Raw genomic sequence first — 25374 nt, forward strand, 5'->3', positions numbered from 1 at the left:
CACAGACGACACTCCTTAATCCTCATCCAACTCCGGCGGCGGCCGGTAGTCGGGCTCATAGCCGGAAACGTGGATCGGGCTCGCCACAAGGCGGAAATCGCCCGCCCTCACAACGACTTCCGGGTTTGCGTCGAGTGCCTCGGGCAGCGTTCGAACGGCCGCCGCCGGCACTCCGAGTGGACGCAGCCGCCGTTCCCAGCCGGCCGCGGTGTCCGTCGACAGCGCCGCTGTGACGACGGCGAGGACTTCGTCGCGGCGGGCCACCCGCTCGGCCATCGTGTCGAAACCGTCGATGTTCGCCTCGGCCGCAAAGGATTTCCAGAATCCGTCGTGGGTGACGAACAGCGCCAGATACCCGTCTGCGGTCGGAAAGAGCTGTGCTGGAACGTAATACGAGTGCGCCCCGTTTGGTCGTCGCTGCGGCTCGATGCCGTCGTTGAGGTAGGCGGAGGCGTGATAGTTGAGCTGCGAGAGCATGACGTCGCGCAGCGACACATCCACTTGCCCTCCGGTACCGGAGACGATCTTGGCCAGCAGGCCCAGCGCCGCGCACATTCCGGTGGAGTTGTCGGCCGACGAATAACCCGGCAGCGTCGGCGGGCCATCCGGGTCGCCCGTCATCGCGGCGATACCGGTCGCCGCCTGTATCACGTAATCGAAGGCCGGATCGTCGCCGCCGTGCAGCCCGAAGCCGGTGATCGCCACGCAGACGATCCGCTCGTTGTATCGCCGCAGCGCCTCGTAGGTGAGACCCAGCCGGCGGATGGCCGACGGTTTGAGGTTCACCAGCAGCGCGTGGGAATCCGCTGCCAACTCTCCCAGGTGCCGTTGTCCCGCATCGGAATTCAGGTCCAGGCAGACGCTGGACTTGTTGCGGTTGAGGCTTGCGAAGTAGCTCGGCCCGACCCCGCGGGAGATCTCGCCGCCGTAAGGCTCGATCTTGGTGACCTCGGCGCCGAGATCGGCGAGCAGCATGGTGGCGTAGGGACCGGCCAGCATGGTGCCGACCTCGAGGAGGCGAACCCCCGCCAGCGGCCCCGTGGAGCGGCCCCCCGTCACCGCAACTCCGTTGCCAGCGCGGCGATCACCTCACGGGTCCGGCGTTTGGAGGCGACGAGCTCGTCGCGGTTGTCGCCGATCGGCAGCAGCCGCACCGACAGATCGGTGACCCCGGCGTCGGCGAATCGGCGCAGCCGAGCCAGGATTGCGTCCTCGTCGCCGGCCGCGCAGATGTCGCCGACGTCCCTGGCGTCGCCGTAGCCGAGCAGTCGCTGATAGTTGGGCGAAACCTCGGCCTCGCCCAGGATCCGGTTGGCGCGCTCGCGCGCGGCATCGACTTCGCCTGCGCCGCAAAGGCAGACGGGAATGCCGGCGACGACGCGTGGGGCCGGGCGGCCGGCGTTGTCGGCGGCCTTGGTGATCCGCGGCACCACGTGCTCGGCCACGGCGCGTTCGTCGGCCATCCACAGCACGGTGCCGTCGGCCCGCTCGCCGGCGATGGTCAGCATCACCGGCCCGAGGGCGGCGACCAGCACCGGCAGCGGCGCCACCGGACCCAGGTCGAGCGGGTTGTGCACCCGGAACGTGTCGTTCTCCACATCGACGGGGCCGGGGTTGGTGAAGGCAGCGTGCAGCACGTCGAGGTAGTCCCGGGTGTAGGCGGCGGGCCGCTCGTAGGGGATCCCGAGCATGTCGTCGACGATCCAGTGATGGGACGGGCCGACGCCCAGCACCAACCGGCCGCCGGTGGCCGCGTGCACCGATAAGGCCTGGCGGGCCAGCGCGATTGGGTGCTGGGTCTGCAGCGGAACGACGGCGGTGCCCAACTCGATGCGGCTGGTGCGCGTCCCCAGCAGGGTGACCGCCACCAGCGCGTCGAAGTCGTTGGGAATCTGCGGGATCCAGGCGGTATCCAAGCCGGCGGTTTCCGCCCAGTCGATGTCGGCCAGCATCCGGGTGACCTTGCGCGCGGAATCCCCGCGCTCGGGTCCGACCATCACTCCGAGGCGCACGATTCCTCTGTTTCTTTCAGGGCAGGTTGGGGATTGTCGGTCAGCGCGCGGATCTCGCACACGAGCACCTCGAGCGGTGTCCCAGTGGGAAACACCGCGGCGGCGCCGGCCTCTAACAGCTTGGGGACGTCGGCGTGCGGGATCGTCCCGCCGACGACGACAGCGATGTCGGCGGCGTCGGCGGCGCGCAGCGCGTCGATGGTCCGCGCGGTCAGGGTCAGGTGGGCACCGGACAGGATGCTCAGGCCGACGACGGCCACGTCTTCCTGGACGGCGATCGAGGCGATGTCTTCGATGCGCTGCCGGATGCCGGTGTAGATCACCTCGAATCCGGCGTCGCGCAGGGTGCGCGCGACGATCTTGGCACCGCGGTCATGCCCGTCGAGACCGGGCTTGGCGACCAAGACACGAACGGCCATTTAGAACACCACCGGTTGCTGGAATTCGCCCCACACCGCCTTGAGCGCGGAGACCATCTCCCCGATCGTGCAGTAGGCGTTGGCGCAGTCGATCAGCTTGTGCATCAGGTTGTCGGTTCCCTCGGCGGCCCGCGACAGGGCCGCAAGCGTGGATTGCACCGCGCCGCTGTCTCTTTCGGCCTTCACCGCCGAGAGCCGCTTGAGCTGCAGGTCGCGGCCCTCCGCGTCGAGCTCATAGGTCACGACATCCGGCTCGGGCTCATCAGTCACGAATCGGTTGACCCCGACGACGGGACGGGTGCCGGCTTCGATGTCCTGATGCATCCGGAAGGCTTCGTCGGCGATCAGCCCCTGCAGATAGCCGTCCTCGATCGCGCTGACCATGCCGCCGTGCCGATCGAGGTCGTCCATGATCTCGACGATGCGGGCCTCGGTGGCGTCCGTGAGCGCCTCGACAAAATAGGAGCCGCCCAGCGGGTCGGCGACGCTGGCCACACCGGTTTCGTAGGCCAGGATCTGCTGGGTGCGCAGCGCCAGCGTGGTGGACTCCTCGGTGGGCAGCGCGAACGGCTCGTCCCAGGCCGCGGTGAACATCGACTGGACGCCCCCCAACACCGCCGCCATCGCCTCGTAGGCGACCCGCACCACGTTGTTATGTGCTTGCGGCGCATACAAAGACGCACCGCCGCACACGCAGCCGAAGCGGAACATCGACGCCTTGTCCGTCACCGACTTATCCGGGGCCCCGTAGCGGTCCCGCACGATCGTCGCCCAACGTCGCCGTCCCGCACGGTATTTGGCGATCTCTTCGAAGAAGTCCCCGTGCGTGTAGAAAAAGAACGAGATCTGCGGCGCGAACTGGTCGATCGTCATCCGGCCCCGTTCCACCACGGTGTCGCAATAGGCGACACCGTCGGCCAGGGTGAACGCCATTTCTTGCACCGCGGTGGCTCCCGCGTCCCGAAAGTGCGCCCCGGCCACCGAGATAGCGTTAAATCTCGGAACCTCGGCCGCGCAGAACTCGATAGTGTCGGCGATCAGCCGCAGCGACGGCTCCGGCGGCCAGATCCACGTCCCGCGCGAAGCGTACTCCTTGAGGATGTCGTTCTGAATGGTCCCGGTGAGCTTCGCGCGCGGAATGCCCTTTTTCTCGGCGGCCGCAACGTAAAACGCCAGCAGGATCGCCGCCGTGCCGTTGATCGTCATGCTCGTGCTGATCTTGTCCAGCGGGATGCCGTCGAACAGGATTTCGGCGTCCGCCAGGGTGTCCATCGCGACGCCGACCCGGCCGACCTCCTCACCGAACTCGGGGTCGTCGGAGTCGTATCCGCACTGGGTGGGCAGGTCGAGCGCCACCGACAGGCCCGTCCCACCCTGACCCAGCAGATAGCGGTAACGACGGTTGGATTCCTCGGCCGTACCGAAGCCGGAGTACTGCCGAAATGTCCACAACTTGCCCCGGTAGCCCGACGCGAAGTTGCCGCGCGTGAAGGGAAATTCCCCGGGAGGCGGCGGTTCGGCGGCGACGTCCGCCGGCCCGTAGACGGGCCGCAGCGGGATCCCGGACGGCGTCTGAGCAGCGTTATCCATCGATGAATAACGTACTTGCAAAAAAAGAGAATGCCAATACCATAGCGCTGACCTGCCGGAATAGCGCGTTGCGCCGCCGAGCCTAGGCGCGGCAGAGGATCTCGCCGTGGGGTATCGACAACCATCCGTCGGGAGCCGCGGCCCAGGCGCGCCATGCCGCGGCGATCTCCTCGAGCTGCGCGGGAGTGGCCAGGCCCAACGCCAGCAGCTCACGCGCCACGCCAGAGTGCAGGATGCGGTCGGCCCACATTCCGCCCCACCATTCGCGGGTCGCCGGCGTCGCGTAGCACCAGAGGCTGCCCGTCGGGGTGACGTCGTCGAAGCCGGCCTCCAGGGCCCACGACAGTAGCCGCCGGCCGGCATCCGGTTCGCCGCGGTTGGCGCGCGCCGCCTTGTCATAGAGGTCACGCCACAAGTCCAACGCGGGCAGCCGCGGATACCAGATGAAGCCCGCGTAGTCGGCGTCTCGGGCCGCGACGACGCCGCCCGGCCGACACACCCTCCTCATCTCCCGTAGCGCCCGCACCGGATCGGCGACGTGTTGCAACACCTGGTGGGCGTGGACGACATCGAATGCGTCGTCGGGGAAGTCGAACTTGTGCACGTCGGCGGTCGCGAACGAAACGTTAGGCAGGCCGCGCCGCTGGACCTCGGCGCGGGCCACGTCGAGGACATCGGCGAACAGATCGACGGCCATCACCGTCCCGGGCGCGACGCGGGCGGCCAGGTCGGCGGTGATCGTCCCTGGACCGCATCCGATGTCCAGCACCGATAGTCCCGGCTTCAGGTGGGGCAGCAGGTAGGCCGCGGAATCCTCGGCGGTGCGTCGCTGGTGGCCGCGGAGCACCGACTCGTGATGCCCGTGCGTGTACTTGGCCGGACGTTCGTCGTTCACGGTGCGAAGCTTACCGGGTGGCTCAGAATATGAAATATTTGTCCCAAAATACGAGACAGCTAGTCCACCGGGACGTTGAGGATCGGTCGGTCGACGGCGGCACCGGGACCGTCGAAATGCCACCACTCTCCGGAGTAGGGGGTCAACCCGCCGTACTTCATGGCGTCCCGCAGCCGGGCCCGGTTCGCCTGGGCATCGGTGCTGACGCCCTGGGTCGCGAAAGCCGTTGCCCGCGAAGAGAAGTCGTCGAAGTCGGTGCCCATGTCGGCCAGGCACAACCCATCCACCTGCCGCTCGCGCGGGCACTGCCCTTGCACGCCGGTGAATGTCACGTCAACCGAACGCCCGGACTCGTGGCTGTGCGCATAGGGGCCCGGGCGGGCCACCCAGGCCGGGTTGGGGACCGCGTTGAACAACTTGACCTGAACGTCGTGCGGCCGGTAGCAGTCCCAGAACACCAGCACGTGACCCTGCGGCCGCAGCGCCGTCGCGGCCGCCGCCAGCCCCGGCGCCATGGATTGATGGACCAGGCATCGGGCGTCCGAGGGATACAACTGTGTGCCGGTGAAATTGTTGGTCGTCGCGTAGCGCAGGTCGATGATGGCGTCGGGGACCACGCTGCGAACGTCGACGAATCCCGCCGCGTGCGCCGCGTCGCTGACGGGCGGCACGTCGGGGCTGGCTTGCGCGGCCGCGCCACCGCACACCGCTGCCAGGCCGACGGCGATCACGACGACCCACAAACGACGCATCTGGCCATTGTCCCGGTTCCGCCTCGATCGACGGGCTAGGAGATGTCGCCGTCGACGTAGCGCTGCAGGTTGGGTGCCAACGCCGCCACCACCTCGTCGTCGGGCATCGACGCGATCGGCTCGATCTTCCAGACATAGCGCAACAGCGCAAAGCCGATCAGCTGGCTGGCGACCAGGCCGCTGCGGCGCAGCCGTTCATCCTCGTCGTCGCCAAGGGTGGACCCGCCGATCAGGCCGCGTTCCACGATCAGCCTTAGCTTTTCCCGGGTTTTGGCTTCGTGGGCGGCGGTCAGCACCACCGCCCGCAGCGCGGGACCAACGTCCTCGTCACCCCAGGCGTCCAGCACGTTGCGGATCAGTTGCCTACCCAGATCGGCCCTCGGCGTGGCCCACGTCTTGGCGACGGAGTCGAGCCACTTCTGCGGTGGGGCGGTGGCGGCATCGAGCAGGCCCTCCTTGGAGCCGAAGTAGTGGTAGATCAGCGCCGGGTCGACGTCCGCGGCGCGGGCGACGGCCCGGATCGGCGTGCCGGCCCAGCCGTGTTCGGCGAATTCGCCGCGAGCCGCGGCCAGGATGCGCGCCGCCAGCACGCCACGCTCATCGCGCGGGCCCGGCGGGATCGATCGCTTCGCCACGGCCTCACCATACCGCGGAATTTCATCTTGCGTTGAGACTAGTGTCAACGTAGCGTGAGACTATGACGAAGAGGCTCAACGGCCCGCAGACCACCGGACGCCAATACCGGAACCTCAGCGAGCCGCGGTACGCACAGCGCAGCGACATCAACACCGCGATCGAGATGCGTGACGGCACAAGGCTTTTGGCCGATATCCACCGGCCCGTTTCCGAAGAGCGTTTCCCGGCGCTGCTCGCCGCCTCGCCGTACCCGCGGCAGATGCAGGACCTCGGCGCCCCGGCCGGATTCATCGAGGCCGGCGTGACGGACTTCTGGGTGCCGCGCGGCTATGTGCACGCCATCGCCAACCTGCGCGGCACCTGCGGCTCCGACGGCACGTTCAACTTCTTCGACGCTCAGGAACGCCAGGACGTGTACGACCTCGTCGAATGGGTCGCGGCTCAACCCTGGTGCGACGGCAACGTCGGCATGATCGGCATCAGCTACTTCGCGATGACCCAACTCGAGGCCGCCGTCGAGCGGCCGCCGCACCTCAAGGCGATCTTCCCGCTGGCCGTGACGGCGGATTTGTACGAAGGCGCCAACCACCACGGCCTGTTGAGTTCGTCGTTCCTCACGCCGTTCCTCGCGATGATGGGCCTGACCTCCGACCGCAGCGACAAGCTGTGGCGCAGCAAGCCCGTCGGTGTGGCCCGCCGCGTGCTGAACACCCCACGCGTGCATAAGAAATTCGAGACCGCCAACGGCGAGGCGGCGGTGACCATGCTGCGGCAACTTCTCCGGCTGCCGCACAACCCCCACCCATGGGACGAGCTGTGGCTACAGGCCGCGGTCAAACACCCCACCCGTGACGAGTGGTGGGAGGAGCGAAACCTGTTGCCGCTGCTGAAGGAAATCGACATCCCGGTCTACCTCGGCTGCGACTGGGAAAACGTGCCGCTGCACCTGCCGTCGACGTTCGCCTCGTGGAAAGCGCTGTCGGACAACGGATCTGTGCGGATGGGCATGCTCGGCAAGTTCGGGCTGACGTGGCCGTGGGAGAGCATGCACACCGAGGCGCTGGCCTGGTACGACCACTGGCTGAAGGGCCACGACACCGGGATCACCGACGGACCACCCATCCGGTACTTCCTGCCGGGCGCCGACGAGTGGCGCACCGCGGACTCGTGGCCGCCGTCGCAAGCCCCGCATCGGGAACTCGCCCTGCGCGCCGACGGCACGTTGAGCGACGACGAGGGCGAGCCGGGCGGCCGCGAATTCATGGTGCTGGGTGCGGGTTTGGGCCGCGCCAAGCCCAGTCCGATCGATCCGCCCTCGACGCTGACCTGGACCGGTGAACCGCTGGGTGAGGACCTGGACGTGGTGGGCGACGTCGAGCTGCGACTGGTCGCCTCGGCGACGGCGATCGACACCGCCTGGATGGCGATGCTGCAGGACGTGGCTCCCGGCGGCGAAGCCACCGATGTGACCGCGGGCTGGCTGCGGGCCAGCCTTCGCGAGGTCGACGAGGCGGCCAGCCGTCCCGGGGCGCCGGCGTTGCCGTGCCGCAATGCCCGGGCGATACCGCTGGGCGAGGACGTCGTGTACCGAATCCCGTTGGTGCCCAACGCTCGACGGTTCAAGTCCGGCCACCGCGTTCGGCTGGTGCTCACCGGCGACGACCAGGACCCATCGGCGCCGGCGATCATGAACTTCCGGCATGCCAGCGTCGGTACTTCCAGCCTGAACACCGTTCGCTCGTCGTCACGGCTGCTGATCCCGGTGCTCGCGTAGCCTTACTCATGCCGCGCGCGAATAAGGTCGACTGGCGAGTGGTAACCGCACGGCGTTTCGTCGCGGCCGTCGTCGTCGCGGTGTCGGCCGCGGGCTGTGGATCGGCGCGGGCGGCCGGCCCGCACACCATCACGCTGACGCTGGTGCGGCATGCCCAATCGGCGGGCAACGCCTCGGGCGTGGTCGACACCTCGACCCCCGGCCCGGAGCTCACCCCCAGAGGGTGGTGTCAGGCGACGCTCGCGGCCGGGCAGCTGAGCGCCAACCACTACGACGGCGTCTACGCCTCCACCATGATCCGCACCCAGGAAACGGCCACGCCGACGGCGCAAGCGCTGGGAGAACCCGTCAACGTGCTGCCCGGGTTGCGGGAGATCGAGGCCGGCCAGTACGAAGGCACACCCGAATCCAACGTCCCGCAGACCTACTTTGCCGCGCCGCAGCGGTGGTTGCACGGTGACCGCAGCGCGCGGATCCCGGGCTCGGTGGACGGCAACGAATTCGAAGCGCGGTTCGACGATGCCGTCCGACACATTTACGACAGCGGCGAACAGAACCCGGTCGCGTTCTCGCATAGCGCGGCGATCATGCTGTGGGTGCAGATGACCGTGCATAATCCCGACCGGTCGTTGCTGGCCAGCAAGCCGCTGCCGAACCTGGGCCGCGTGGTGGTGACCGGAAGTCCCTCCGACGACTGGACGCTGACCGAATGGGACGCCGATCCTCCGCCGTGCTGACCGTAGCCGAATGGCCTGTCGAGCGGAGCGGCGAACTCAGCCGCCCAAGCGTTGCGACAGCGACTTTGGCCGGTCGGTGATCTTCACGTCTTGGCCCGCGCCGGCCGCCATGGTGGCGGCCTCACCGCGAGCCAGGCCCACCGTCGCGACGATCACCAGCACCGCCGCCACCGCCAGCACAAACCACTCCCCGCCGCCGGCCTCCAGCGTCTCGCCGAGCACAACGATCCCAAGCGCCCCGCCCACCACCGGCTTGGCGACGATGATCGTCGGCAGGGAGGCGGTCAGTGCGCCGGCACGGTAAGCCGATTGGTGATAGATCATTCCGGCCACCCCGCAGAACACCCAGCCGTACAGCTCGGGTGTGTGCCACAGCTGGCCGGCGCCGTGTTCGACGATGTCGACAATGCCCTTCATCAGCACCGAGAACACCGCCAGTAGCGAACCGGCCACCGCCGCCAGCAGCACCGCCGCTGCCGGTCGCTTAGACCAGATGCGGGCGCCCAGCAAACACAATCCCAACGCCGGACCCAGCACGACGGCCACGACGATCCACGTTTGCAGGGGTGCCCGCTGCTGGCCGCCCGTCGGATCCCCGACCGCGATGACCACCGCCAACGCCACGGCCAGCACGACCGCCCACGTCCACTCCCGGCGGGTCACCGGATGACGGGTCACCCGCGCATAAATGGGCAGGGCGAACAGGAGCGCCGTCACCTGCAGCGACATGACCAACAACACCGAGCCCTTGTCGAGGGCCGCGGCAAGTAACACGTAACTGGCGATGTCTCCGAGGCCGCCGAGCCACCAGCGGGTGTCGCGCAACAACATGCCGAACAGCGTCAGGTGGCCGACGGGTTTGTCGGTGACCTCCTGCGCGGACCGCTGACGGATCACATTGCCGATCGCGGATGCCAGCGCGGCGCACAAGGCGAGAAGCGCAGCCATATCCGTACGCGACATGGGTGACCTCCTCACCGACCCCACTAATCTAGCCGCGATCCGCCGGACGGCCGCCGGGTCGCAGCGCCCCGACGTTTCAGAACGGAAATTTGGTGCCGGTGAGCTGTTCGGACAGTTCCCAGAGTGCGGCGGCGGAGGTCGCGCGCTTGGCCGGCCAATTGCGCCAGGTCGGCTGGGTACGGCCATACAGGCCAAATCGCGGACCGGCGAACGTGTTGCCGGGCAGATCCTGCGACACCGCGTATAGCGTTTGCCGGGCGCCGAAGTCGGCATCGGTGGACACGACATGGGTGAGGGCCCGGATCAGCGCGTCGCCCAACTTGCGGCCGGAGTGGCCTTGCAGGTTGGTGTGCGAGTAGCCGGGGTGGGCGGCCAGCGCCCGCAGTGGCGAGCCGACGCTGTCCAGGCGCCGCTGCAGCTCGCTGGTGAACAGCAGGTTGGCGAGTTTCGACTGGCCGTAGGCCAGCCACGCCGAATACGGCCGGGACTGCCAGTTCAGGTCTTTGAGGCTGAGGTAGCCGATGTTGTGCAGCAGCGAAGACACCGTCACCACGCGGTCGGTGAGCTTGGGCAGCAGCAGGTTGGTCAACGCGAAATGACCGAGATGATTGGTGCCGATCTGGCCTTCGAAGCCGTCGGCGGTCAGCGCGTAGTTGGTGGCCATGATGCCGGCGTTGTTGACCAGGACGTCGACCTTGTCGATGCCGGCGGCGAAGCGCCGCACCGAGGACAGGTCCTGTAGGTCGAGTTGGCGCACCTCGAGGTCGCCCGTCGTGCGCTCGGCGGCGGCGTCGCCCTTTTCGGTGTTGCGCACGGCCAGGATGACGTGGGCGCCCACCCGGGCCAGCTCGCGCGCGGTCACCTCGCCCAGGCCACCGTTGGCGCCGGTGACGATGGCGGTGCGTCCGGCAAACGACGGCAGGTCCGCTGCGGTCCAACCAGGCATGGCAAACACACTAACTTCGAAATCGCGGCGGCTTCCGACGGGCCGCGACGGCGGCTCCGGACGTGTGGGCAGTCCACGAGGGCGGCAACGGTATCGTGCTCGGATGGCGCGCGGAATCCGACCAGGGCACACCAGCCTCTCGCCGGGGAGCATCCGATTGGGACGCGATGTGCCCGCCTCGCTGGCCCTTCACTTCAGGCGTGCGTCGGGGATCGCTGGATGTATTTAGGCGTCATTGTCAACCCGGAGGCACGCAAAAATCGTGCGGCGCCGGGTGTTCGCACCGCCAACCTGCGTCGCATTGTCGGTCCATGGGGCGAGGTGCACGAAACCGCCTCCCTCGAGGATCTCCGCGAGACCGTGGAGCAGATCTATCCGCGGGTCACCCACCTCGTGGGCGACGGCGGCGACGGGGCGCTGCACTGGTTGATCAACGAAATCCAGCACTGCGAAGCCGATCCGGAACGGTGGCCGACGTTCGTGCCCACCAACGGCGGCAGTGTCAACGCCGTGGCGCGCAAGGCGGGGGTGCGCGGGCGGCCCGACGCGATTGTTCGCGCGCTGACGGCGGCCGCCGAGTCGGATCGGCCTCCGCCCGAAGTGCGCCTCGACACCCTGGAACTCGACGGTGAAACCGCCGACGGCGCAACGTTTCATCGCCTTTGCTTCGGGCTGGCGGCCGGAGGCGTGGGTAACCGGTTCTACGACAAGTACTACGCCAACCCCGACCATAACCGGACGGCCGTCGCGCGAGTGATCGGTCGCACGTTCGGCGACTACATCGCCTCTAAAGTGGTCCCCGGCCGTTCGAAGAGGCCCAGCTACGCGTCGCACCTGTTCACCCCGACGCACGCTCGCGTCGTCATCGACGGCGAGGAGGTCCCGACGCGGACGCACAGGCTGCTGCACGCCGGCGCGATCGACCTCCGCATCGGCGGTCCGCTCCGGCTCTTCCCCAAGGCTTCCGCACCCGGTGCCCTGCATTTCCAGGCCGGGGAGTTAAGGCCGTCAAGGATCGTCGTGCAGCTTCCCGCGGCGCTCACCAACGGTACGATCCGCGGCGATCGGGTGCGCGACGTCAACGGCCGAGAGATGATCATCGAGGCCGACGACGAGCCGCTGTCGCCGATCATCGACGGCGAGCGTTTCGGTGGCATCGTCAAGCTCGTGGCCCGCGCTGGGCCGCGCATCCGCGTCGCGCAGGTAGGGTCGTCAACCGCCGCGCCGGCGTGACCACCCGCGCTGGCCGGACGTCAGTAAGTCAGTAGATCAGTCTCGGTCCTCCGTAGTTCAGGAGTTCCGCAAAGACACTCACCGGATGTAATGGTTGGCGGCGCAATGGTGGCCTTTGAATATTTACTGAATATTTGCACTATAAGTTTGCGTATTCGTCTTTTATCCGGCGGAAACAAAAGCGGATTTGTCGCCTTAAGCCAAGGCTCGCCCGAAGCGTCATTGGATACGTGAATACGTAGATCCGTAAGTCAGTATTTACAGACACAGGCACGAAGAATACCTGGTAATAAGCTACTGAGTTACTGATATCCGTATCGGCGGAGACTCGTCGCGGGCGCCGATATATGCAATCTCCCTTGCTGGTTAAGCCTAGCCTGTGAGATTAATGTGCAGAGCCCATAAATGTCTTCTGACGCTTTGCTTAGCATCCGTCGACGGCGCTACATTGGCTTTAACAATTATTGAAGTGAAGTTGTTTTCTGTTAATGACTTGGAAGGGGACTCCTACGATGGAGACGCTTATTGATTATCTGCAGATGTGGGAAACGCGGAGGCCGGACCAGACCCTCTTCCGGTTCGTCGATGCCGAGGGCCGGGAGCTCGAGCACTACACCTACCGGGGCTTCGCCGACCGGACGCGTGAGCTGGCCGCCTATTTGTCTGCAGAGGCCGGCCTCAGGCCGGGAGAGCGGGCGCTGCTGGTCTACCCGCCGGGTCTGGAGATGGTGGCGGCGTTTTTCGCCTGCGCGCGCCTCGGCGTGATCGCCGTCCCGGTCAGCCCCCCATTGCCCATGGCGTTCGAGGCGGGACTGGCCAAACTCGGCTTCATCGCCCGGGACTGCCAGGCCCGGGCGGTGCTGTCGACCAAGCAGTTCGAGTACGACTACCGGCTGCTGCTGGGCGTCAAAGAGAGTGCGCAAGGCGGGCTGCCCTGGCCAGAGGCCGCGCGGCCGCCGGAGCTGCCCTGGTTCGCGACGGATGGCACGCAGGAGTTTGGCGGCGCCCCCGTGGCGGATACGCCCGGTCCGGTGCTTTTCCTGCAGTACACGTCCGGCTCCACCAGCGATCCCAAGGGCGTGATCGTCAGCCACGCCAACGTCATCGCCAACGGCTCGGCCTTCACGGGCGACGAGGTGTGCGTCAGCTGGCTTCCGCAGCACCACGACATGGGCTTGATCTCCGCGTACTTGTTCGTCTTGCTGACGGGCGGGACCACGCACGCGATGTCACCGGTCGACTTCCTTCAGCGGCCGTCGTCCTGGCTCCGGCTCATCGGCCAGGTGCGCGCCACCCACTCGCCGGCGCCGAACTTCGCCCTCGAGTACTGCCTGCGCGAGGACAAGCTCCCCGCGTCCGAGCTGGCCGGGATCGACCTGAGCAGCCTGGACAGCCTGGCCATCGGGGCGGAGCCGCTGCGTGCCAAGACCTTCACGCGCTTTAGGCAGCGCTTCGCTCCCTACGGTCTGCGGCCCGACGCGCTGACCGGCGCCTACGGCATGGCCGAATCCACCCTGATCGTGTCGCTGCGCGGGCGCCAGATCGTCACCCTGAACAAGCGCGCCCTGGAGAACAACCTCGCGCGGGTCGAAAAGGCCGTGCCGGAGAACGGCAACCAGGCGCCCGTCGTGAGCTGCGGCAAGCCCATTGACAGCAGCGAGGTCCGCATCGTCGACCCCCAATCGAGGCGGGCCCTGGGCGAGGGCCGGGTCGGCGAGATCTGGCTGGACGGACCGTCCAAGGGCGGCGGCTATTGGCGCCGCCCCGAGCTCACCGCGGAGACCTTCGGAGCCCGCATCGTGGGCGATGACAACCACACCTACCTGCGGACCGGCGATCTCGGCTTCCTGTACGAGGGCGAGCTGTTCGTCTGCGGCCGGAGCAAGGACCTGATCATCGTCCGCGGCGTCAACTGCTACCCCTCCGACGTCGAGGCTGTCGTGGAGCGGTCGGCCGCGCAAGTCCGCGACGGCTGCGTCGCCGCCTTCTCGGTGGAGCGCGAGGACTCCGAAGCGCTGGTCGTGGTCGCCGAGGTGCGCGACGAGGGCGCGCGCCCGAACGTTCTCCCAGACGCCAAGGCGCTGGCGCGAGCCATTCGCAGGCATTGCCACGTCGATCCGCACACCATCGTGTTCGTGCCGCCGCGCAGCATTCCCAAGACGACGTCGGGGAAGATTAGGCGCGCGCATACCCGCCAGCTGTGGCTGGACGCCAAGCTGCCGGTGCTGGCGAGCTGGGTCAATCGGGCCCACCAGGGGCCGGACGCCGGTGCGGGTCCGCTCGAGCGCTTCCGCCATCTGATCGAGAGCTACGACCTCACCGGGCAGGAGGACTGCTCCTTCGCCGATCTCGGCATCGACTCGCTGGCCCTGGCCGAACTCCGGGCGGACCTGCAGGCGCTGCTGGAGGAGCATGGCGCGGGGAAGCTGGCCGAGGACGTCAACACGCGCCTGCTCCAGCGGCTGACGGTCGCCGAGTTCTTCGGGCTGATGCGGCAGTTCGGCGAGGGGTCCGGGCAGCCGCTCGACGCGCTGCGCCGGGCGCTGGACGAGATCTCCGCCGAGTACGAGGCGTACGAGGCCGCGCAGATGCGTGCCGACACGCGGCTGCCGCTGCCGGAGCTTCCGCCGGCGCGTGCGGGCGCGCCGAGCGACATCCTGCTGACCGGCGCGACCGGGTTCCTGGGACCGTTCCTGGTGAGCAGCCTGCTCGGGCGGACGTCCCACACCGTCCACGCGCTGGTCCGCGCGACGGATGCCGAACACGGACTGGACCGGATCGTCGCGTCGCTGCGCCGGGCACAGCTGTGGTCGCCGGCTTTGGAGGCCGAGGTCCGGGCGCGGGTGCGCGTGGTCTGCGGGGACCTCGCCGAGCCTCACCTGGGGATCGGTGAGGCGGGGTTCCGGTGGCTGGCCGAGAGCGTCGACGCCGTCGTCCACAACGGCGCCCTGGTCAACTACGTGCGGACCTACGACGCCCTGCGGCCTGCCAACGTGGTTGGTACGCACGAGCTTTTGCGCCTGGCCATGACCGCGCACCGGAAGACCTTCCATCTGGTTTCGAGCACCTTTATCTACGGGTGGAGCGTCAAGCCGGTCGTTGGGGAGTCCGACGCGAACGCGGAGATGAACGCGCTGGACTTCGGCTACTCGCAGACCAAGTGGGTTGGCGAGCAGCTGGCGCTGGCCGCGCGGCGGCAGGGACTCGACGTGCGCATCTACCGGCCCTCGTTGATCTCTCCCACCAGTGCGGGTTTTGGGAGTCAGGACGACATCTTGGTGCGCACCATGGCGTTCATGATCGAGCACGGCATCGCCGCCAACGCGCTCAACCAGCTCAGCCTGCTGCCGGCGGACCTGATCGCGGATCACATCGTCGCGCTGATGGATCTGCCGACGGATAAGACGGGCGGCGGGATCATCTACAACATGACCGCGGATGATTACTACAACCTCATGGACATCACCCGCGTTTTGTCCGAGCGCTACGGCTATCGCTTTGCCTACCACGACATTCCGTCCTTCGCCGAGCAGATGAACCGCCGGTGCACGCCGCGGGATCCGATTTATCCGCTGGTCGATTTCCTGACGCGCTCGGCGGACAAGATCGCGGCGATGCGGGACAAGCGGTATGGCAACAGCCGGTACCGGCAGGCTCGCGCGCTGGCCAAGGTCCGCCTGCGTGAGCCGGCCCTGGCCGAGACGGTCGACAATCTCGTCCGGTTCCTACACAGCGAGGGTCTGATCACCGAGACGCAGGCCGAAAAGCGTTGTATTGCTGAATGATTCAAGGGGTTTCACGATGTTCACTATCGACGACCAGGCAACGGGTCCGCATGACGCCTCGACCGATCACGAGCGGATCGTCCTGCAGGCGCGCGACGTCGAGTTCGACTGGGCGAAGCTGCCGTTCTACTACGTGCCCAACGAGCCCTTCACCACGCACTTCTGCAATGTGCTGCACCTGCTGCTGCCGGCGGGCGAGGAGTTCATCGTCGAGGCATTCAAGAGGGCGTTGCCGCTGATCAAGGATGACCAGCTGCGGCGCGACGTGCAGGGGTTCATCAGCCAGGAGGCCATGCATTCCCAAGCGCACTCCGGTGTGCTCGGGCACTTCGCGGCCAAGGGGATAGACGTGACGCCGTTTACCGACCAGATGGCGTGGCTGTTCGGCAAGCTCATCGGCGACCGACCCTTGTGGAGCCGGCGACGACGGCAGAGCTGGTTGCTCGAGCGGGTGTCGATGGTGGCGGCCCTCGAGCACTACACCGCCATCCTTGGCGAGTGGATTCTCGACACCCCGCAACACGATGCCCTCGGCACCGATCCGGTGATGCTGGACCTGCTGCGCTGGCACGGCGCGGAGGAAGTCGAGCACAAGGCGGTCGCGTTCGACACCATGAAGCATCTGCGGGCCGGGTATTGGCGGCAGGTGCGCACCCAGCTGTTGGTGACGCCGGCGTTGCTGTGGTTGTTCGTGCGCGGTGTGCGGTTCATGTACTCGGTCGACCCGTATTTGCCGCCGGGGACCAAGCCGCGCTGGCGCGACTACTTCGGGGCGGCGCGGCGGGGTTTGGTGCCAGGGCCATTCGAGTTCCTCGGGGTCATCGGCGCCTACTGCAAGCCGAGTTTCCATCCGTCCCAGCTGGGTGGGGTTGGGCGCGCGGTCGACTACTTGGCCAGGTCGCCCGCCGCCCGCGCCTCGCACTAGAGCTTTCCGGGAGGACTCATGGCCCGCAGCACCGTGATCGCCTCGGACGGCGTGCCTTTGGCGGTCCACGCCCACACCGAGATCGATGGGCGGCGCCCGACCGTCCTGGCCATCCACGGCTACCCGGATAACCACGACGTGTGGGACGGGGTGGCTGGGTATCTTGGTGATCGGTACAACTTTGTGGCCTATGACGTGCGCGGGGCCGGCGAATCGGGGTGCCCGGCCAACCGGTCGGGATATATTCTCCCCCAGCTGGTTTCGGATATCGGCGCGGTGATCGACAGCCTGGGGGTCGACGAGGTCCACGTGGTGGGTCACGACTGGGGCTCGATTCAGGGCTGGGCGGCGGTCACCGACGACGCGGTGACGGGCAGGATCGCGTCGTTCACGTCGATCTCCGGGCCGCACCTGAACTACGCGGGCCGGTTTCTGCGGTCACCGCGTACACCCCGAGCCGTGGCCGATGTCGTCAGGCAGGTTTTGGCCTCCTCCTATATCTGGTTCTTCCTGTGCCCGGGTGCGCCGGAGGTGGCGTTCCGGTCGCGGGCGGCCGTAAAAGCCTTTGAGGCGGTTGAACTTATCGGCCGATCGGGTGCCCGCGGCCGGCGTGCGGCGACTCTGCGGTCGATCGATGACTACCTCAACGGGCTCAACCTGTACCGCGCCAACATGCCGGGGCCGATTCTGGCGCCGCCGGCGCGGCTGCCGCAAACGAAGGTGCCGGTGCAGGTGCTGGTAGCACGCCAGGACTATTTCGTCACACCCGCGCTCCAGCGGTTCACCGGCTCGATACCGGCCGACGGCAGGGTCGTCCCGATCGAGGGCGGGCACTGGGCGGTGGCCTCGCATCCCGACGTCGTCGCCCGGCTCACCGGCGAGTGGATCGATCTGATCACCGGCATTCGACAGAGATAGCGAGAGGAACTGTGTCGCATACTATTTGGAACACCAGGCCCGCCGACCTGTACAGTCGCCGCCGACGCGACCGTGCTTACACCGTGTTGTGGGGCGTGGGCATTGTCTTCGGTGGCTTCGCGTCGGCGTCACGGTGGAACCCGTCGCGGATAGCGCCGGTGCGGCGGACCAACACCGCGGTCGTCACCAAACGCGAACTCCTCGCGCCCGACGCGGTCGCCTTGACGCTGGCCGACCCGGACGGCGGCTTGCTGCCGTCCTGGACGCCCGGCGCGCACATCGACGTTCAACTGCCCTCCGGGCGCCGACGGCAATACTCGCTGTGCGGCCCGCCCGGGCGGCGCACCGACTACCGGATCGCCGTGCGCCGCATCGCCGACGGCGGCGGTGGCTCGATCGAGATGCATGAGACCTTCGACGTGGGCGACAGGCTGGAGTTCGAGGGTCCCCGCAACGCGTTCTATCTCGTCACGGACGAGCGGGACGTGCTGTTCGTGATCGGCGGCATCGGGGTGACGCCGATGCTGCCGATGATTCGGGCGGCGCAGCGGCACGGAATCGACTGGCGTGCCGTCTACGCCGGGCGCAGCCGGGATTACATGCCGCTGCTGGACGAGGTGGTGGCGGTGGCGCCGGACCGGGTCACCGTGTGGGCCGACGACGAACGCGGCCGAATCCCGACCGCGGATGACCTACTTGCCGGGGCCGGGCCGACGACGGCGGTGTACGTGTGCGGCCCGACCGCCATGCTGGAGTCGGTGCGCACAGCGCGCGACCAATACGCCCGCGCACCACTGCATTACGAACGGTTTTCTCCGCCGCCCGTCGTCGACGGCGTGCCCTTCGAGCTGGAACTCGCGCGATCGCGGCGGGTGCTCAGCGTGCCGGCGAACCGATCGGCGCTGGACGTCATGCTCGACCGCGATCCGACGACCGCATATTCCTGCCGGCAGGGGTTCTGCGGGACCTGCAAGGTCAGGGTGCTGGCCGGGGAGGTCGATCGCCGGGGGCGCGCCGCGGAGGGCGATGGCGACATGCTGGTCTGTGTCTCGCGGGCGAAAGGCGGTCGCGTGGTGGTCGACGCCTGATCGACGGCCAGCGTGGCCAGGGGCGGATCGAGGAGTCTGGTGAAGGCTTCGCCCGCCTATTGAGCACAGCACCTATCGCGATATCCTTAGGCCCTCTGCGGCAAGACACACCGGATGTGGCTGGGCCCCGTTAGGCGCCGCATCGCCAAGCCAAGTCCGCCCTCCTCGAGCGCGCGTCGTTTGGCTCTGACTCGCCCTCATACCGTTTGACATGCTCCGCTGACTCAATGCGATACGCCGCCCGTGAGCGTCCAGGCCAACGGGCGTCGACTCAAGCACCAGCTACACAAAGGAGTTCGCCATGACTGCCGCACTCGGCCCGGGTCGTCCGTTCACAGGCAGCGAACGAGAGCTGCTGGAGAACACCCTCGAACTGAACCGGGCGGAGCTTGTGCGAGCCGTCGAACAGCTCTCCGATACCCAAGCGCGCGAGAAACTGGTCCGCTCGCTGACCACGCCCATCTCACTGATCAAGCACTGCGCTGCGGCCGAACGCATCTGGTTCCAACGAACACTGGCGGGCATGAGTGTCGACGCATGCGACGGGCACGCCACAGGCGGCGACGGCAGCTTCCACGTCGCCGACGACGAAACCCTCGCCGACGTAATCACCGAATACGTTGCGGCATGCAAACGGTCCAACGAACTAGCCGCGCAGCACAACCTGGACGACACTGTCGAACACCACCTTGTCGGTGCCGTGAGCCTGCGATTCATCTATCTGGGCATGATCGGCGAAGTCGCCCGGCATGCCGGTCACGCCGACATCCTCGCCGAGCAGATTCAGGCGGCCACGAAATCATCGGCTGACGCCTCCGAGCAAAGGCTGCAAGAACCGCGGCAATGACCTCTGCCCCTGCGCGGTGGTGGTGATAGTTGAACTCGTCATCGGCGTGGGGCGGCTTAGCGAGGGGCCCATGGGCGCCTGCGGCTAGGGAACAATTGCATTCGCCGCTCGCAGTGATACCGGTAGATGTATGAGTCCGTGCAGCCCGATGCTGTCGTTGAAGGTCGGTTCACCGGCCAGGGTTAGCTGGGGGAAGCGCTCGAACAACGACTGCAGGCCGATATGTAGCTCCATGCGAGCCAGCGCCGCGCCGAGGCAGGCGTGCACACCGGTACCGAAGCTGATGTGCTCGCGGGCGTTGGTGCGGGTTATGTCGAAGATATCGGGGTGTTCGAAGATCGCCGGGTCGCGGTTGGCCCCGCCCAGCAGAAGAAATACCGTTTCGCCCGCCCGTATCGAGTATCCGTGGATGTCAACGTCTTCGGTGGCGACCCGCCCCGCCAATTGACCGGTGGTGTCATAGCGCAGGATCTCCTCGATCGCGTTGGGCCATCCCTCGGGGTTCGCGCGCAGCGCGGCCAGTTGGTCGGGGTGACCGACGAGCGCCACGACGGCCTTACCCAAAACATGAGTCGTGGTGACGAACCCCGCGCCCAGGAGCAGCCCCGCCAGCATCCTGATCTCGATTTCGGTGAGATCGCCGTTGTGGACAACGTCGGACAGGATGCTGTTGTTGGCGTCGTCGTGACGTAGCCGCTCGATATGCTCGGCGAGGTACCGATCGAACTCGCGCAGAGCTTTCGTCGCCGCCCGAAAGTCGCGCCAGGACACGACCGTGGTGCCAATCAATCTCGTTGTCGACTCGCCGATTTCAAGAAGACGGCGTGTCTCATCGCGTGGGATTGCCAGCATTTCAGCGATGACCGCGATGGGGACCCGGGAGGCGTACTCGGTGATCAAATCGCACTCGGCCCTGCCCTCCAGACCGCGAAGCAACCCGTCGGCGATTTCATGAATGCGGGCGCGAAGTCCATCGAGCGCCCGTGGCGTGAACGCCCGCGAAACCAGGCGACGTAACCGCGTGTGCTCAGGCGGATCGGTGACCACCATGGAGGGCGGTTCGAGGGGATTCGGCACATCGGGGGCGGTTTTGGCCAGGATCCACTGGACGATGCGAAAAGGTGACCGTTCCCGTTGTTTGATGGTCCGGAACCGGCCGTCGCGCAGCACCCCACGGACAATTTGCGCGTCAGCGCTGACCCAGCCGACCTTTTCTACCGGGGACATGCGTCCGCGCCCGCGGACTTGCTCGACCAGCGGATAAATGTTATTGGCCCGGTTGTTGTCGATCGTCAGGAGCTGGGCCAGCGGATCACCGCGCCGTGCTAGTAGTTTCAGCGTCGTGCCTGGAAGGCCATACCCCGCCGCCCAATGCGTCCACTCCCGAACAGACACGTCCATGAGCTCACACTCCCTGGCAATTGGCTGCACACGAGCCTACTGGCACCGCTCACCTACGCCTACAAACGCGGTGCGAGCAAGCTACGTTTCGATCATTCGATGAGGTCATCGGTTGGCGGTCGTATCCCGTCGTTACTGAAGGCGGGCAGCAGGTGCGTGAAGGCGGGCAGTAGGTTTGTCGGGTCTCCATGCCAGGGCAGCGCCAACAGCTGCCGGATACTGCGTCGTCCGCCGAAGGTGCGTAGTGCCTCGAAATCCGAGATGTTAAGGGCGAGTTGATCTCGCGTGGTGTGCGGATCGCCGAGCTGTACGGATCCGATTGTGGGGGTGATTAACCGCAGCGCCGGCAGCCCCGCTTGTCGGATCAATTGATCGCCCATCGTTGTCAAGAACCCCAGGGCGACCTCGAACGTGAGATCGCCTGCGCGGGAGTCCGGTTCACCCAGTGCACCGCGAATGTCGTGCTCATGGGTGAGGGCATCGAAGACAAGCTGACATGCGGATCGTTGGGGGGCCAGAGCGAGCCTGGCTGTCACCGGGTCGATCATCTGCCCCCATAGGTCGAGTAACTCGTCGACGCTGTGCCCGCCGAGGCGATCGACCTGCATTTCGGTCCAGGAGTCGGCGCCCTTTCCCTCCATGTTGAGTGAAATGATGTCCTGTGCGACCCCGGCCAGGTGAGCAACCGTCTGGCGGATGGTCCAGGCGGGACAGGCCGGCACTGCCAGTTCGGCGACTTCGGCGCGGCCGCGGATCAGCGCGTCGACACGTCCGTAGACGAGGCGGTAGGCCGCCGCGGCGTCCGGGATCGGCAACAGTCGGGGCGGTCGGCTTGTGCGGGAGCGAGATGGTCCCTCGTGGAATTCAGTGTTGGGCATCGCGTTGACCTCTCGTTGGGGAAATGTCGACGTTTCAGGTGTTGGCGGGTGTGGTGGTGCCTGCGCCGCGGTGGCGGGTGATGACGAGGTCGCGGTGGTGCGCGGCCTGGGTCGGCTGGTCGAAGCCTTCGATCACGAAGCCGGCGTCGGCGATCATCGCCCGATCGGCGTGGCCGGGCTGGCCTTGGCTGGTGAGGTAGTCGCCAAGGAACATCGAATTCGCCAGGTGCAGGGCGAGCGGTTGCAGGCTACGCAAGTGTATTTCGCGTCCCCCGGCGACCCGGACCTCCACGTCGGGAAAGGCGAACCGAAACATCGCCAGGATGCGCAGGCAACGCTGGGGCGTTAGGTCCCAATGCCCGCCCAGCGGCGTGCCTTGAAATGGGATCAGGAAGTTCACCGGCACCGAGTCCGGTTGGAGTTCACGCAAAGCCAACGCGACATCGACGATGTCCTCATCGGATTCGCCCATTCCGACGATGACACCCGAACACGGCGACAGCCCAGCGGTTTTGGCGGCGGCCACCGTGGCGGTTCGGTCGTCGAAGGTGTGGGTCGAGCAGATCCGGGCGTAGTTCTCGGCGCTGGTGTTGAGGTTGTGGTTGTAGGCGTCGGCGCCGGCCCGCCGCAGCCGATCGGCTTGCCCGTGTTTGAGCAGCCCCAGGCAGACACACACCTCCACCATTGGGGCGGAATCCTTGATAGCGGCGACCGTCTCGGCGACCCGCTCGATATCACGGTCGCCCGGCCCGCGGCCAGCGGCGACCAGGCAGACGCGTTTGGCGCCGGCATCGATCGCGCATTGGGCGTGGCGGGCGGCTTCATCGGCATCGACCCAGGAGTATTTCAGGATCTCAGCGGTCGACCCGCGCCGCTGCGAACAATAACCGCAATCCTCTGGACACATACCAGATTTCATGTTCACCAGGTAGTTGAGCTTGACCCGCCGACCGAAAAACCTGCGACGCACCCGCCCGGCCGCGGCGATCACGTCGAGCAGGTCATCGTCACTACTGGCCAACACGGCCAACAAGTCATCGCGATCGACATGCCGTCGCCGCAACGCTGCGGCGGTGATCGCCGACAATCGCCGCTCAAACTCCGTATTCGTCACGGCCGCTGGGTCATGCATGGGCTTCTCCTTTTCGGTTGTCGATCAACGCGGCGGCCCGCCCATCGAAATCGGCCGACGCCCTGGCAAGCCGGTTTCGGGTCCGCATCAACAGATGCCGAAGGTTGGCGGCGACGATGTGGGGCAGCAGTGCGGGGTCGTTCAGTCGGGTGGGCGGATCGATGAGGTGAGCGACCCGCAGCAGGCGTTCGGTCACGGTGATGTCGTAGGCGGCGGCGATCAACGTGGCCTTGACTACCTGACTGAGCACCTTGTGGCGCATCGATCGCTTGCGCACAGGCAACGGGACCCGGTCGTTAGCTTGGTTGCGAGCCCACGTCGGGCCGATATCTTCCGCGGTGGCGCGAAAGAAGCGCTGGGCCAAGTCGCGATCGCCGCCACGCAGGCAGTCGCGTAGCGCGAGAGCTTGCAGCGCCGCCATCGTCATGCCTTGCCCGTAGACGGGGTTCAGGCTGCACAGCCCATCGCCAACCATCAACAAGCCACGCGGGAATTTCGGCATCCGGTCATAGCGTCGCCACACCGCGGCCGGGTTACGGAACATCGCGATCTCCCCAACGGGTTCGGCGCGGCGCAACCCGTCCGCGATGGACCGGGGTAGAGCTTCGGCGGCCACGGCGAGCATCGTCGCGAAATCGGCCGGCGCACCGCCGTCGTCGGTGGACCGGCCGACGGCCAGCATCCAGGTGTCGTGCTCGCATGCCATCAGCAAAGCCCCAGGCCGGCCGAGCCCCTGATTGACCGCGACCAGCTGCTCGTTAATGCAACTTGTGGGGATACGGAGCCGTTGACTGGAATAGCCCAGCGCGGTGGTGGACCGTTTCTCGGCCGGCCGCCCATAGCCCAGGCCTTCCAGAAACGTTGGAGTACGCGCGGCACGACCCATTGCATCGATCACCAGGTCGGCATCCAGCGCTGTTACTATCCCGTTGCCGCGGTTGATGATTCGCACCCCGGTGACGGCATCGCCGACAGCAACCGGTTCGATGACGTCGTGGCCGTCGACCACCGTCACGTTGGGCAGGGCCATGACGCGCCGGCGCACGTGGAACTCGACAAATGGCCGGCTGGCCAGACACAGCGTCAACGCCGACGGATCGGCCAACCTGCCCGAGCGTTTCAACTCGCAGCGGCCCATGCGCGCATAGATCCGCGACAAGTCTCCATCGTTGACGACGACCGCTCCGGCTTCGGCCAGCTCGTCAAGCAGTCCGGGAAAGAATTCCGCCAATACCTGCGTGCCGCGGCCTAGAAAGTTATGGAGATGTCGGTCCTGCGGCACACCCTTACGCTCGCTTGGATGATCAGCCAACCTGTCGCGCTCCACCACGGTCACCGAGTCGTAGAACTCTGAAAGAGCCTGCGCAGCAAGCAAACCCGCCATACCCGCACCCAACACAACAGCGTGCCCACCGATCTCGCCCACACACGACCCCTTCCATTACTGGTGCTCACTGACGGGCACCAGTGCGGCATGGCGACCACACAACGAGCCGGGTGATCACTGCCACGCAAGGCTTCGTCAAGCCCATGACGAGCGACCGTACACCAAAAATAAGAAAAGTAAGAGTACCGTAAGGTAACATTAAGACGTGTCGATCGGTCCGCGGGTGAGACACACTGGGCTGCGACCCTTACGGGTCTCAACACGGAAACGAGCTATCGGATGACAGATCGGCTGAACGTTGCGGTCATCGGCGACTTCGATGCCTCATACGCGCCGCACGTCGCCACCAACGCAGCGATAGGCCATTCAGCGAGGGCGCTGGGGTTGGAAGCATCGGTGGCTTGGCTGGCTACCGAACCATTGGAGGCCGACCTCGGCCCGGTCACGACAGCAGACGTGTTGTGGTGCGCGCCTGGCAGCCCATATCGCAGCTTGGCCGGAGCGCTTGCCGCTTTGCGCTTCGGCCGCGAAAATGCCGTGCCGACACTGGGAACGTGCGGTGGATGTCAGCACATCATTCTCGAATACGCCCGCAACGTCCTTGGCTTCCAAGACGCGCAACACGCCGAGTACGACCCGTACGGCTCTTTGCTATTCATCTCGTCGCTGACGTGCTCGTTGGCCGGGCGAGCCATGCCGGTCAACCTCCAACCGGGATCTCTGGTCGCGCAGTGCTATGGAACAGACCGGGTCACCGAGCAGTACTACTGCAACTTCGGACTGAACCCGATCTACCGGCAGACGCTTGAAGAAGGCAGTCTACACGTCAGCGGGATCGACGACGATGACGAACCCCGTGTCTTCGAGCTCCCGGGGCATCCGTTCTACATCGCCACATTGTTTGTGCCACAAAGTCGTTCGACTATCGAGGAACCCCATCCGCTCGTGACGCGACTGTTGTCCGAGGCAACCAACCGCGGGCTCGTCGAACACGGCGATGAATCAGATTAACGAGGTTCAACCAGGGCCGTGACCATCGAAAAAGGCGCCCCCGAG

General features: G+C 66.5%; 22 protein-coding genes. 9 read left to right on the top strand and 13 right to left on the bottom strand.

Going from position 1 to position 25374, the window contains the following annotated elements:
* Window positions 1–15: 15 nt before the first annotated feature.
* The 7 genes from K3U93_RS21310 to K3U93_RS21340 form a co-directional block, all read right to left on the bottom strand.
* Window positions 16–1059: a CaiB/BaiF CoA transferase family protein gene (locus K3U93_RS21310; RefSeq protein WP_254893595.1), complete on the bottom strand. Its 1044-nt coding sequence runs from the start codon at window positions 1057–1059 to the stop codon at window positions 16–18.
* Window positions 1056–2012, bottom strand: a complete 957-nt coding sequence (locus K3U93_RS21315) for an LLM class F420-dependent oxidoreductase (RefSeq protein WP_083009878.1) — start codon at window positions 2010–2012, stop codon at window positions 1056–1058. Before K3U93_RS21315 ends, K3U93_RS21310 begins: the two co-directional genes overlap by 4 nt.
* Window positions 1997–2431 carry a cobalamin-dependent protein gene (locus K3U93_RS21320; protein WP_071511123.1) on the bottom strand — a complete coding sequence of 145 codons (435 nt, stop codon included), beginning with the start codon at window positions 2429–2431 and terminating at the stop codon, window positions 1997–1999. The genes K3U93_RS21315 and K3U93_RS21320 overlap by 16 nt, the downstream gene beginning before the upstream one ends.
* Window positions 2432–4021 carry a methylmalonyl-CoA mutase family protein gene (locus K3U93_RS21325; protein WP_071511122.1) on the bottom strand — a complete coding sequence of 530 codons (1590 nt, stop codon included), beginning with the start codon at window positions 4019–4021 and terminating at the stop codon, window positions 2432–2434. It lies immediately after the preceding gene.
* An 82-nt stretch (window positions 4022–4103) separates the two neighbouring features.
* Window positions 4104–4916 carry a methyltransferase domain-containing protein gene (locus K3U93_RS21330; RefSeq protein WP_071511121.1) on the bottom strand — a complete coding sequence of 271 codons (813 nt, stop codon included), beginning with the start codon at window positions 4914–4916 and terminating at the stop codon, window positions 4104–4106.
* Window positions 4917–4975: 59 nt separating this feature from the next.
* Window positions 4976–5668 (bottom strand): M15 family metallopeptidase, encoded by a 693-nt coding sequence (locus K3U93_RS21335; RefSeq protein WP_071511120.1) that lies wholly within the window; start codon window positions 5666–5668, stop codon window positions 4976–4978.
* A 35-nt stretch (window positions 5669–5703) separates the two neighbouring features.
* A complete protein-coding gene (locus tag K3U93_RS21340; protein ID WP_071511119.1) occupies window positions 5704–6303 on the bottom strand; it encodes a TetR/AcrR family transcriptional regulator in 600 nt (199 codons plus the stop codon).
* Window positions 6304–6365: 62 nt separating this feature from the next.
* On the opposite strand from K3U93_RS21340, the gene K3U93_RS21345 reads away from it, so the two are divergent.
* Window positions 6366–8078, top strand: coding sequence for a CocE/NonD family hydrolase (locus K3U93_RS21345; RefSeq protein WP_071511118.1), 1713 nt, complete (start codon window positions 6366–6368; stop codon window positions 8076–8078).
* Between the two features lie 8 nt (window positions 8079–8086).
* Window positions 8087–8815, top strand: a complete 729-nt coding sequence (locus K3U93_RS21350) for a histidine phosphatase family protein (protein ID WP_071511117.1) — start codon at window positions 8087–8089, stop codon at window positions 8813–8815.
* A gap of 36 nt (window positions 8816–8851) precedes the next feature.
* On the opposite strand, the gene K3U93_RS21355 is transcribed toward K3U93_RS21350, so the two are convergent.
* Together K3U93_RS21355 and K3U93_RS21360 are read right to left on the bottom strand one after the other, a co-directional pair.
* Complete coding sequence (locus K3U93_RS21355; protein ID WP_071511116.1) at window positions 8852–9778, bottom strand: DMT family transporter; 927 nt, start codon at window positions 9776–9778, stop codon at window positions 8852–8854.
* Between the two features lie 76 nt (window positions 9779–9854).
* Window positions 9855–10724, bottom strand: coding sequence for an oxidoreductase (locus K3U93_RS21360; RefSeq protein ID WP_071511115.1), 870 nt, complete (start codon window positions 10722–10724; stop codon window positions 9855–9857).
* A gap of 219 nt (window positions 10725–10943) precedes the next feature.
* Here K3U93_RS21360 and K3U93_RS21365 point away from each other — a divergent pair, with 219 nt between their 5' ends.
* The 6 genes from K3U93_RS21365 to K3U93_RS21390 all read left to right on the top strand — a co-directional run bounded on the left by K3U93_RS21365 (window position 10944) and on the right by K3U93_RS21390 (window position 19520).
* Window positions 10944–11957 carry a diacylglycerol/lipid kinase family protein gene (locus K3U93_RS21365; RefSeq protein ID WP_071511114.1) on the top strand — a complete coding sequence of 338 codons (1014 nt, stop codon included), beginning with the start codon at window positions 10944–10946 and terminating at the stop codon, window positions 11955–11957.
* Between the two features lie 512 nt (window positions 11958–12469).
* Window positions 12470–15742 (top strand): thioester reductase domain-containing protein, encoded by a 3273-nt coding sequence (locus tag K3U93_RS21370; RefSeq protein WP_083009879.1) that lies wholly within the window; start codon window positions 12470–12472, stop codon window positions 15740–15742.
* Window positions 15743–15758: 16 nt separating this feature from the next.
* The gene (locus tag K3U93_RS21375; RefSeq protein WP_083009880.1) at window positions 15759–16667 is read left to right on the top strand and encodes a metal-dependent hydrolase; all 909 of its coding nucleotides are present in this window, start codon (window positions 15759–15761) and stop codon (window positions 16665–16667) included.
* Between the two features lie 18 nt (window positions 16668–16685).
* Window positions 16686–17585, top strand: a complete 900-nt coding sequence (locus K3U93_RS21380) for an alpha/beta fold hydrolase (RefSeq protein WP_083009881.1) — start codon at window positions 16686–16688, stop codon at window positions 17583–17585.
* The gene (locus tag K3U93_RS21385) at window positions 17582–18673 is read left to right on the top strand and encodes a PDR/VanB family oxidoreductase (RefSeq protein WP_083009944.1); all 1092 of its coding nucleotides are present in this window, start codon (window positions 17582–17584) and stop codon (window positions 18671–18673) included. The genes K3U93_RS21380 and K3U93_RS21385 overlap by 4 nt, the downstream gene beginning before the upstream one ends.
* Window positions 18674–18974: 301 nt before the next feature.
* Window positions 18975–19520 (top strand): DinB family protein, encoded by a 546-nt coding sequence (locus K3U93_RS21390; RefSeq protein WP_083009882.1) that lies wholly within the window; start codon window positions 18975–18977, stop codon window positions 19518–19520.
* An 84-nt stretch (window positions 19521–19604) separates the two neighbouring features.
* Here the strand turns inward: K3U93_RS21390 and K3U93_RS21395 are convergent, their stop codons facing one another.
* The 4 genes from K3U93_RS21395 to K3U93_RS21410 form a co-directional block, all read right to left on the bottom strand.
* Window positions 19605–20921, bottom strand: a complete 1317-nt coding sequence (locus K3U93_RS21395) for a cytochrome P450 (protein WP_083009883.1) — start codon at window positions 20919–20921, stop codon at window positions 19605–19607.
* A 92-nt stretch (window positions 20922–21013) separates the two neighbouring features.
* Window positions 21014–21799 (bottom strand): maleylpyruvate isomerase N-terminal domain-containing protein, encoded by a 786-nt coding sequence (locus K3U93_RS21400; protein WP_083009884.1) that lies wholly within the window; start codon window positions 21797–21799, stop codon window positions 21014–21016.
* Between the two features lie 34 nt (window positions 21800–21833).
* Window positions 21834–22931, bottom strand: coding sequence for a biotin synthase BioB (bioB, locus tag K3U93_RS21405; RefSeq protein WP_083009885.1), 1098 nt, complete (start codon window positions 22929–22931; stop codon window positions 21834–21836).
* Window positions 22924–24213, bottom strand: coding sequence for an FAD-dependent oxidoreductase (locus K3U93_RS21410; RefSeq protein ID WP_230981525.1), 1290 nt, complete (start codon window positions 24211–24213; stop codon window positions 22924–22926). The genes bioB and K3U93_RS21410 overlap by 8 nt, the downstream gene beginning before the upstream one ends.
* A 384-nt stretch (window positions 24214–24597) precedes the next feature.
* Here K3U93_RS21410 and K3U93_RS21415 point away from each other — a divergent pair, with 384 nt between their 5' ends.
* Complete coding sequence (locus K3U93_RS21415) at window positions 24598–25329, top strand: CTP synthase C-terminal region-related (seleno)protein (RefSeq protein ID WP_071511106.1); 732 nt, start codon at window positions 24598–24600, stop codon at window positions 25327–25329.
* Window positions 25330–25374: the final 45 nt, after the last annotated feature.

The sequence above is a fragment of the Mycobacterium malmoense genome (genome assembly GCF_019645855.1).
GTDB classification, from domain to species: domain Bacteria; phylum Actinomycetota; class Actinomycetes; order Mycobacteriales; family Mycobacteriaceae; genus Mycobacterium; species Mycobacterium malmoense.

What these genes read in the sequence shown, in the direction of transcription:
- K3U93_RS21370 (WP_083009879.1), top strand. Translation starts at nt 12,470, where the DNA reads ATGGAGACGCTTATTGATTATCTGCAGATGTGGGAAACGCGGAGGCCG.
- K3U93_RS21380 (WP_083009881.1), top strand. Translation starts at nt 16,686, where the DNA reads ATGGCCCGCAGCACCGTGATCGCCTCGGACGGCGTGCCTTTGGCGGTC.
- K3U93_RS21350 (WP_071511117.1), top strand. Translation starts at nt 8,087, where the DNA reads ATGCCGCGCGCGAATAAGGTCGACTGGCGAGTGGTAACCGCACGGCGT.
- bioB (WP_083009885.1), bottom strand. Translation starts at nt 22,931, where the DNA reads ATGCATGACCCAGCGGCCGTGACGAATACGGAGTTTGAGCGGCGATTG.
- K3U93_RS21390 (WP_083009882.1), top strand. Translation starts at nt 18,975, where the DNA reads ATGACTGCCGCACTCGGCCCGGGTCGTCCGTTCACAGGCAGCGAACGA.
- K3U93_RS21360 (WP_071511115.1), bottom strand. Translation starts at nt 10,724, where the DNA reads ATGCCTGGTTGGACCGCAGCGGACCTGCCGTCGTTTGCCGGACGCACC.
- K3U93_RS21335 (WP_071511120.1), bottom strand. Translation starts at nt 5,668, where the DNA reads ATGCGTCGTTTGTGGGTCGTCGTGATCGCCGTCGGCCTGGCAGCGGTG.
- K3U93_RS21345 (WP_071511118.1), top strand. Translation starts at nt 6,366, where the DNA reads ATGACGAAGAGGCTCAACGGCCCGCAGACCACCGGACGCCAATACCGG.
- K3U93_RS21375 (WP_083009880.1), top strand. Translation starts at nt 15,759, where the DNA reads ATGTTCACTATCGACGACCAGGCAACGGGTCCGCATGACGCCTCGACC.
- K3U93_RS21320 (WP_071511123.1), bottom strand. Translation starts at nt 2,431, where the DNA reads ATGGCCGTTCGTGTCTTGGTCGCCAAGCCCGGTCTCGACGGGCATGAC.
- K3U93_RS21325 (WP_071511122.1), bottom strand. Translation starts at nt 4,021, where the DNA reads ATGGATAACGCTGCTCAGACGCCGTCCGGGATCCCGCTGCGGCCCGTC.
- K3U93_RS21395 (WP_083009883.1), bottom strand. Translation starts at nt 20,921, where the DNA reads ATGGACGTGTCTGTTCGGGAGTGGACGCATTGGGCGGCGGGGTATGGC.
- K3U93_RS21355 (WP_071511116.1), bottom strand. Translation starts at nt 9,778, where the DNA reads ATGTCGCGTACGGATATGGCTGCGCTTCTCGCCTTGTGCGCCGCGCTG.
- K3U93_RS21415 (WP_071511106.1), top strand. Translation starts at nt 24,598, where the DNA reads ATGACAGATCGGCTGAACGTTGCGGTCATCGGCGACTTCGATGCCTCA.
- K3U93_RS21400 (WP_083009884.1), bottom strand. Translation starts at nt 21,799, where the DNA reads ATGCCCAACACTGAATTCCACGAGGGACCATCTCGCTCCCGCACAAGC.
- K3U93_RS21365 (WP_071511114.1), top strand. Translation starts at nt 10,944, where the DNA reads ATGTATTTAGGCGTCATTGTCAACCCGGAGGCACGCAAAAATCGTGCG.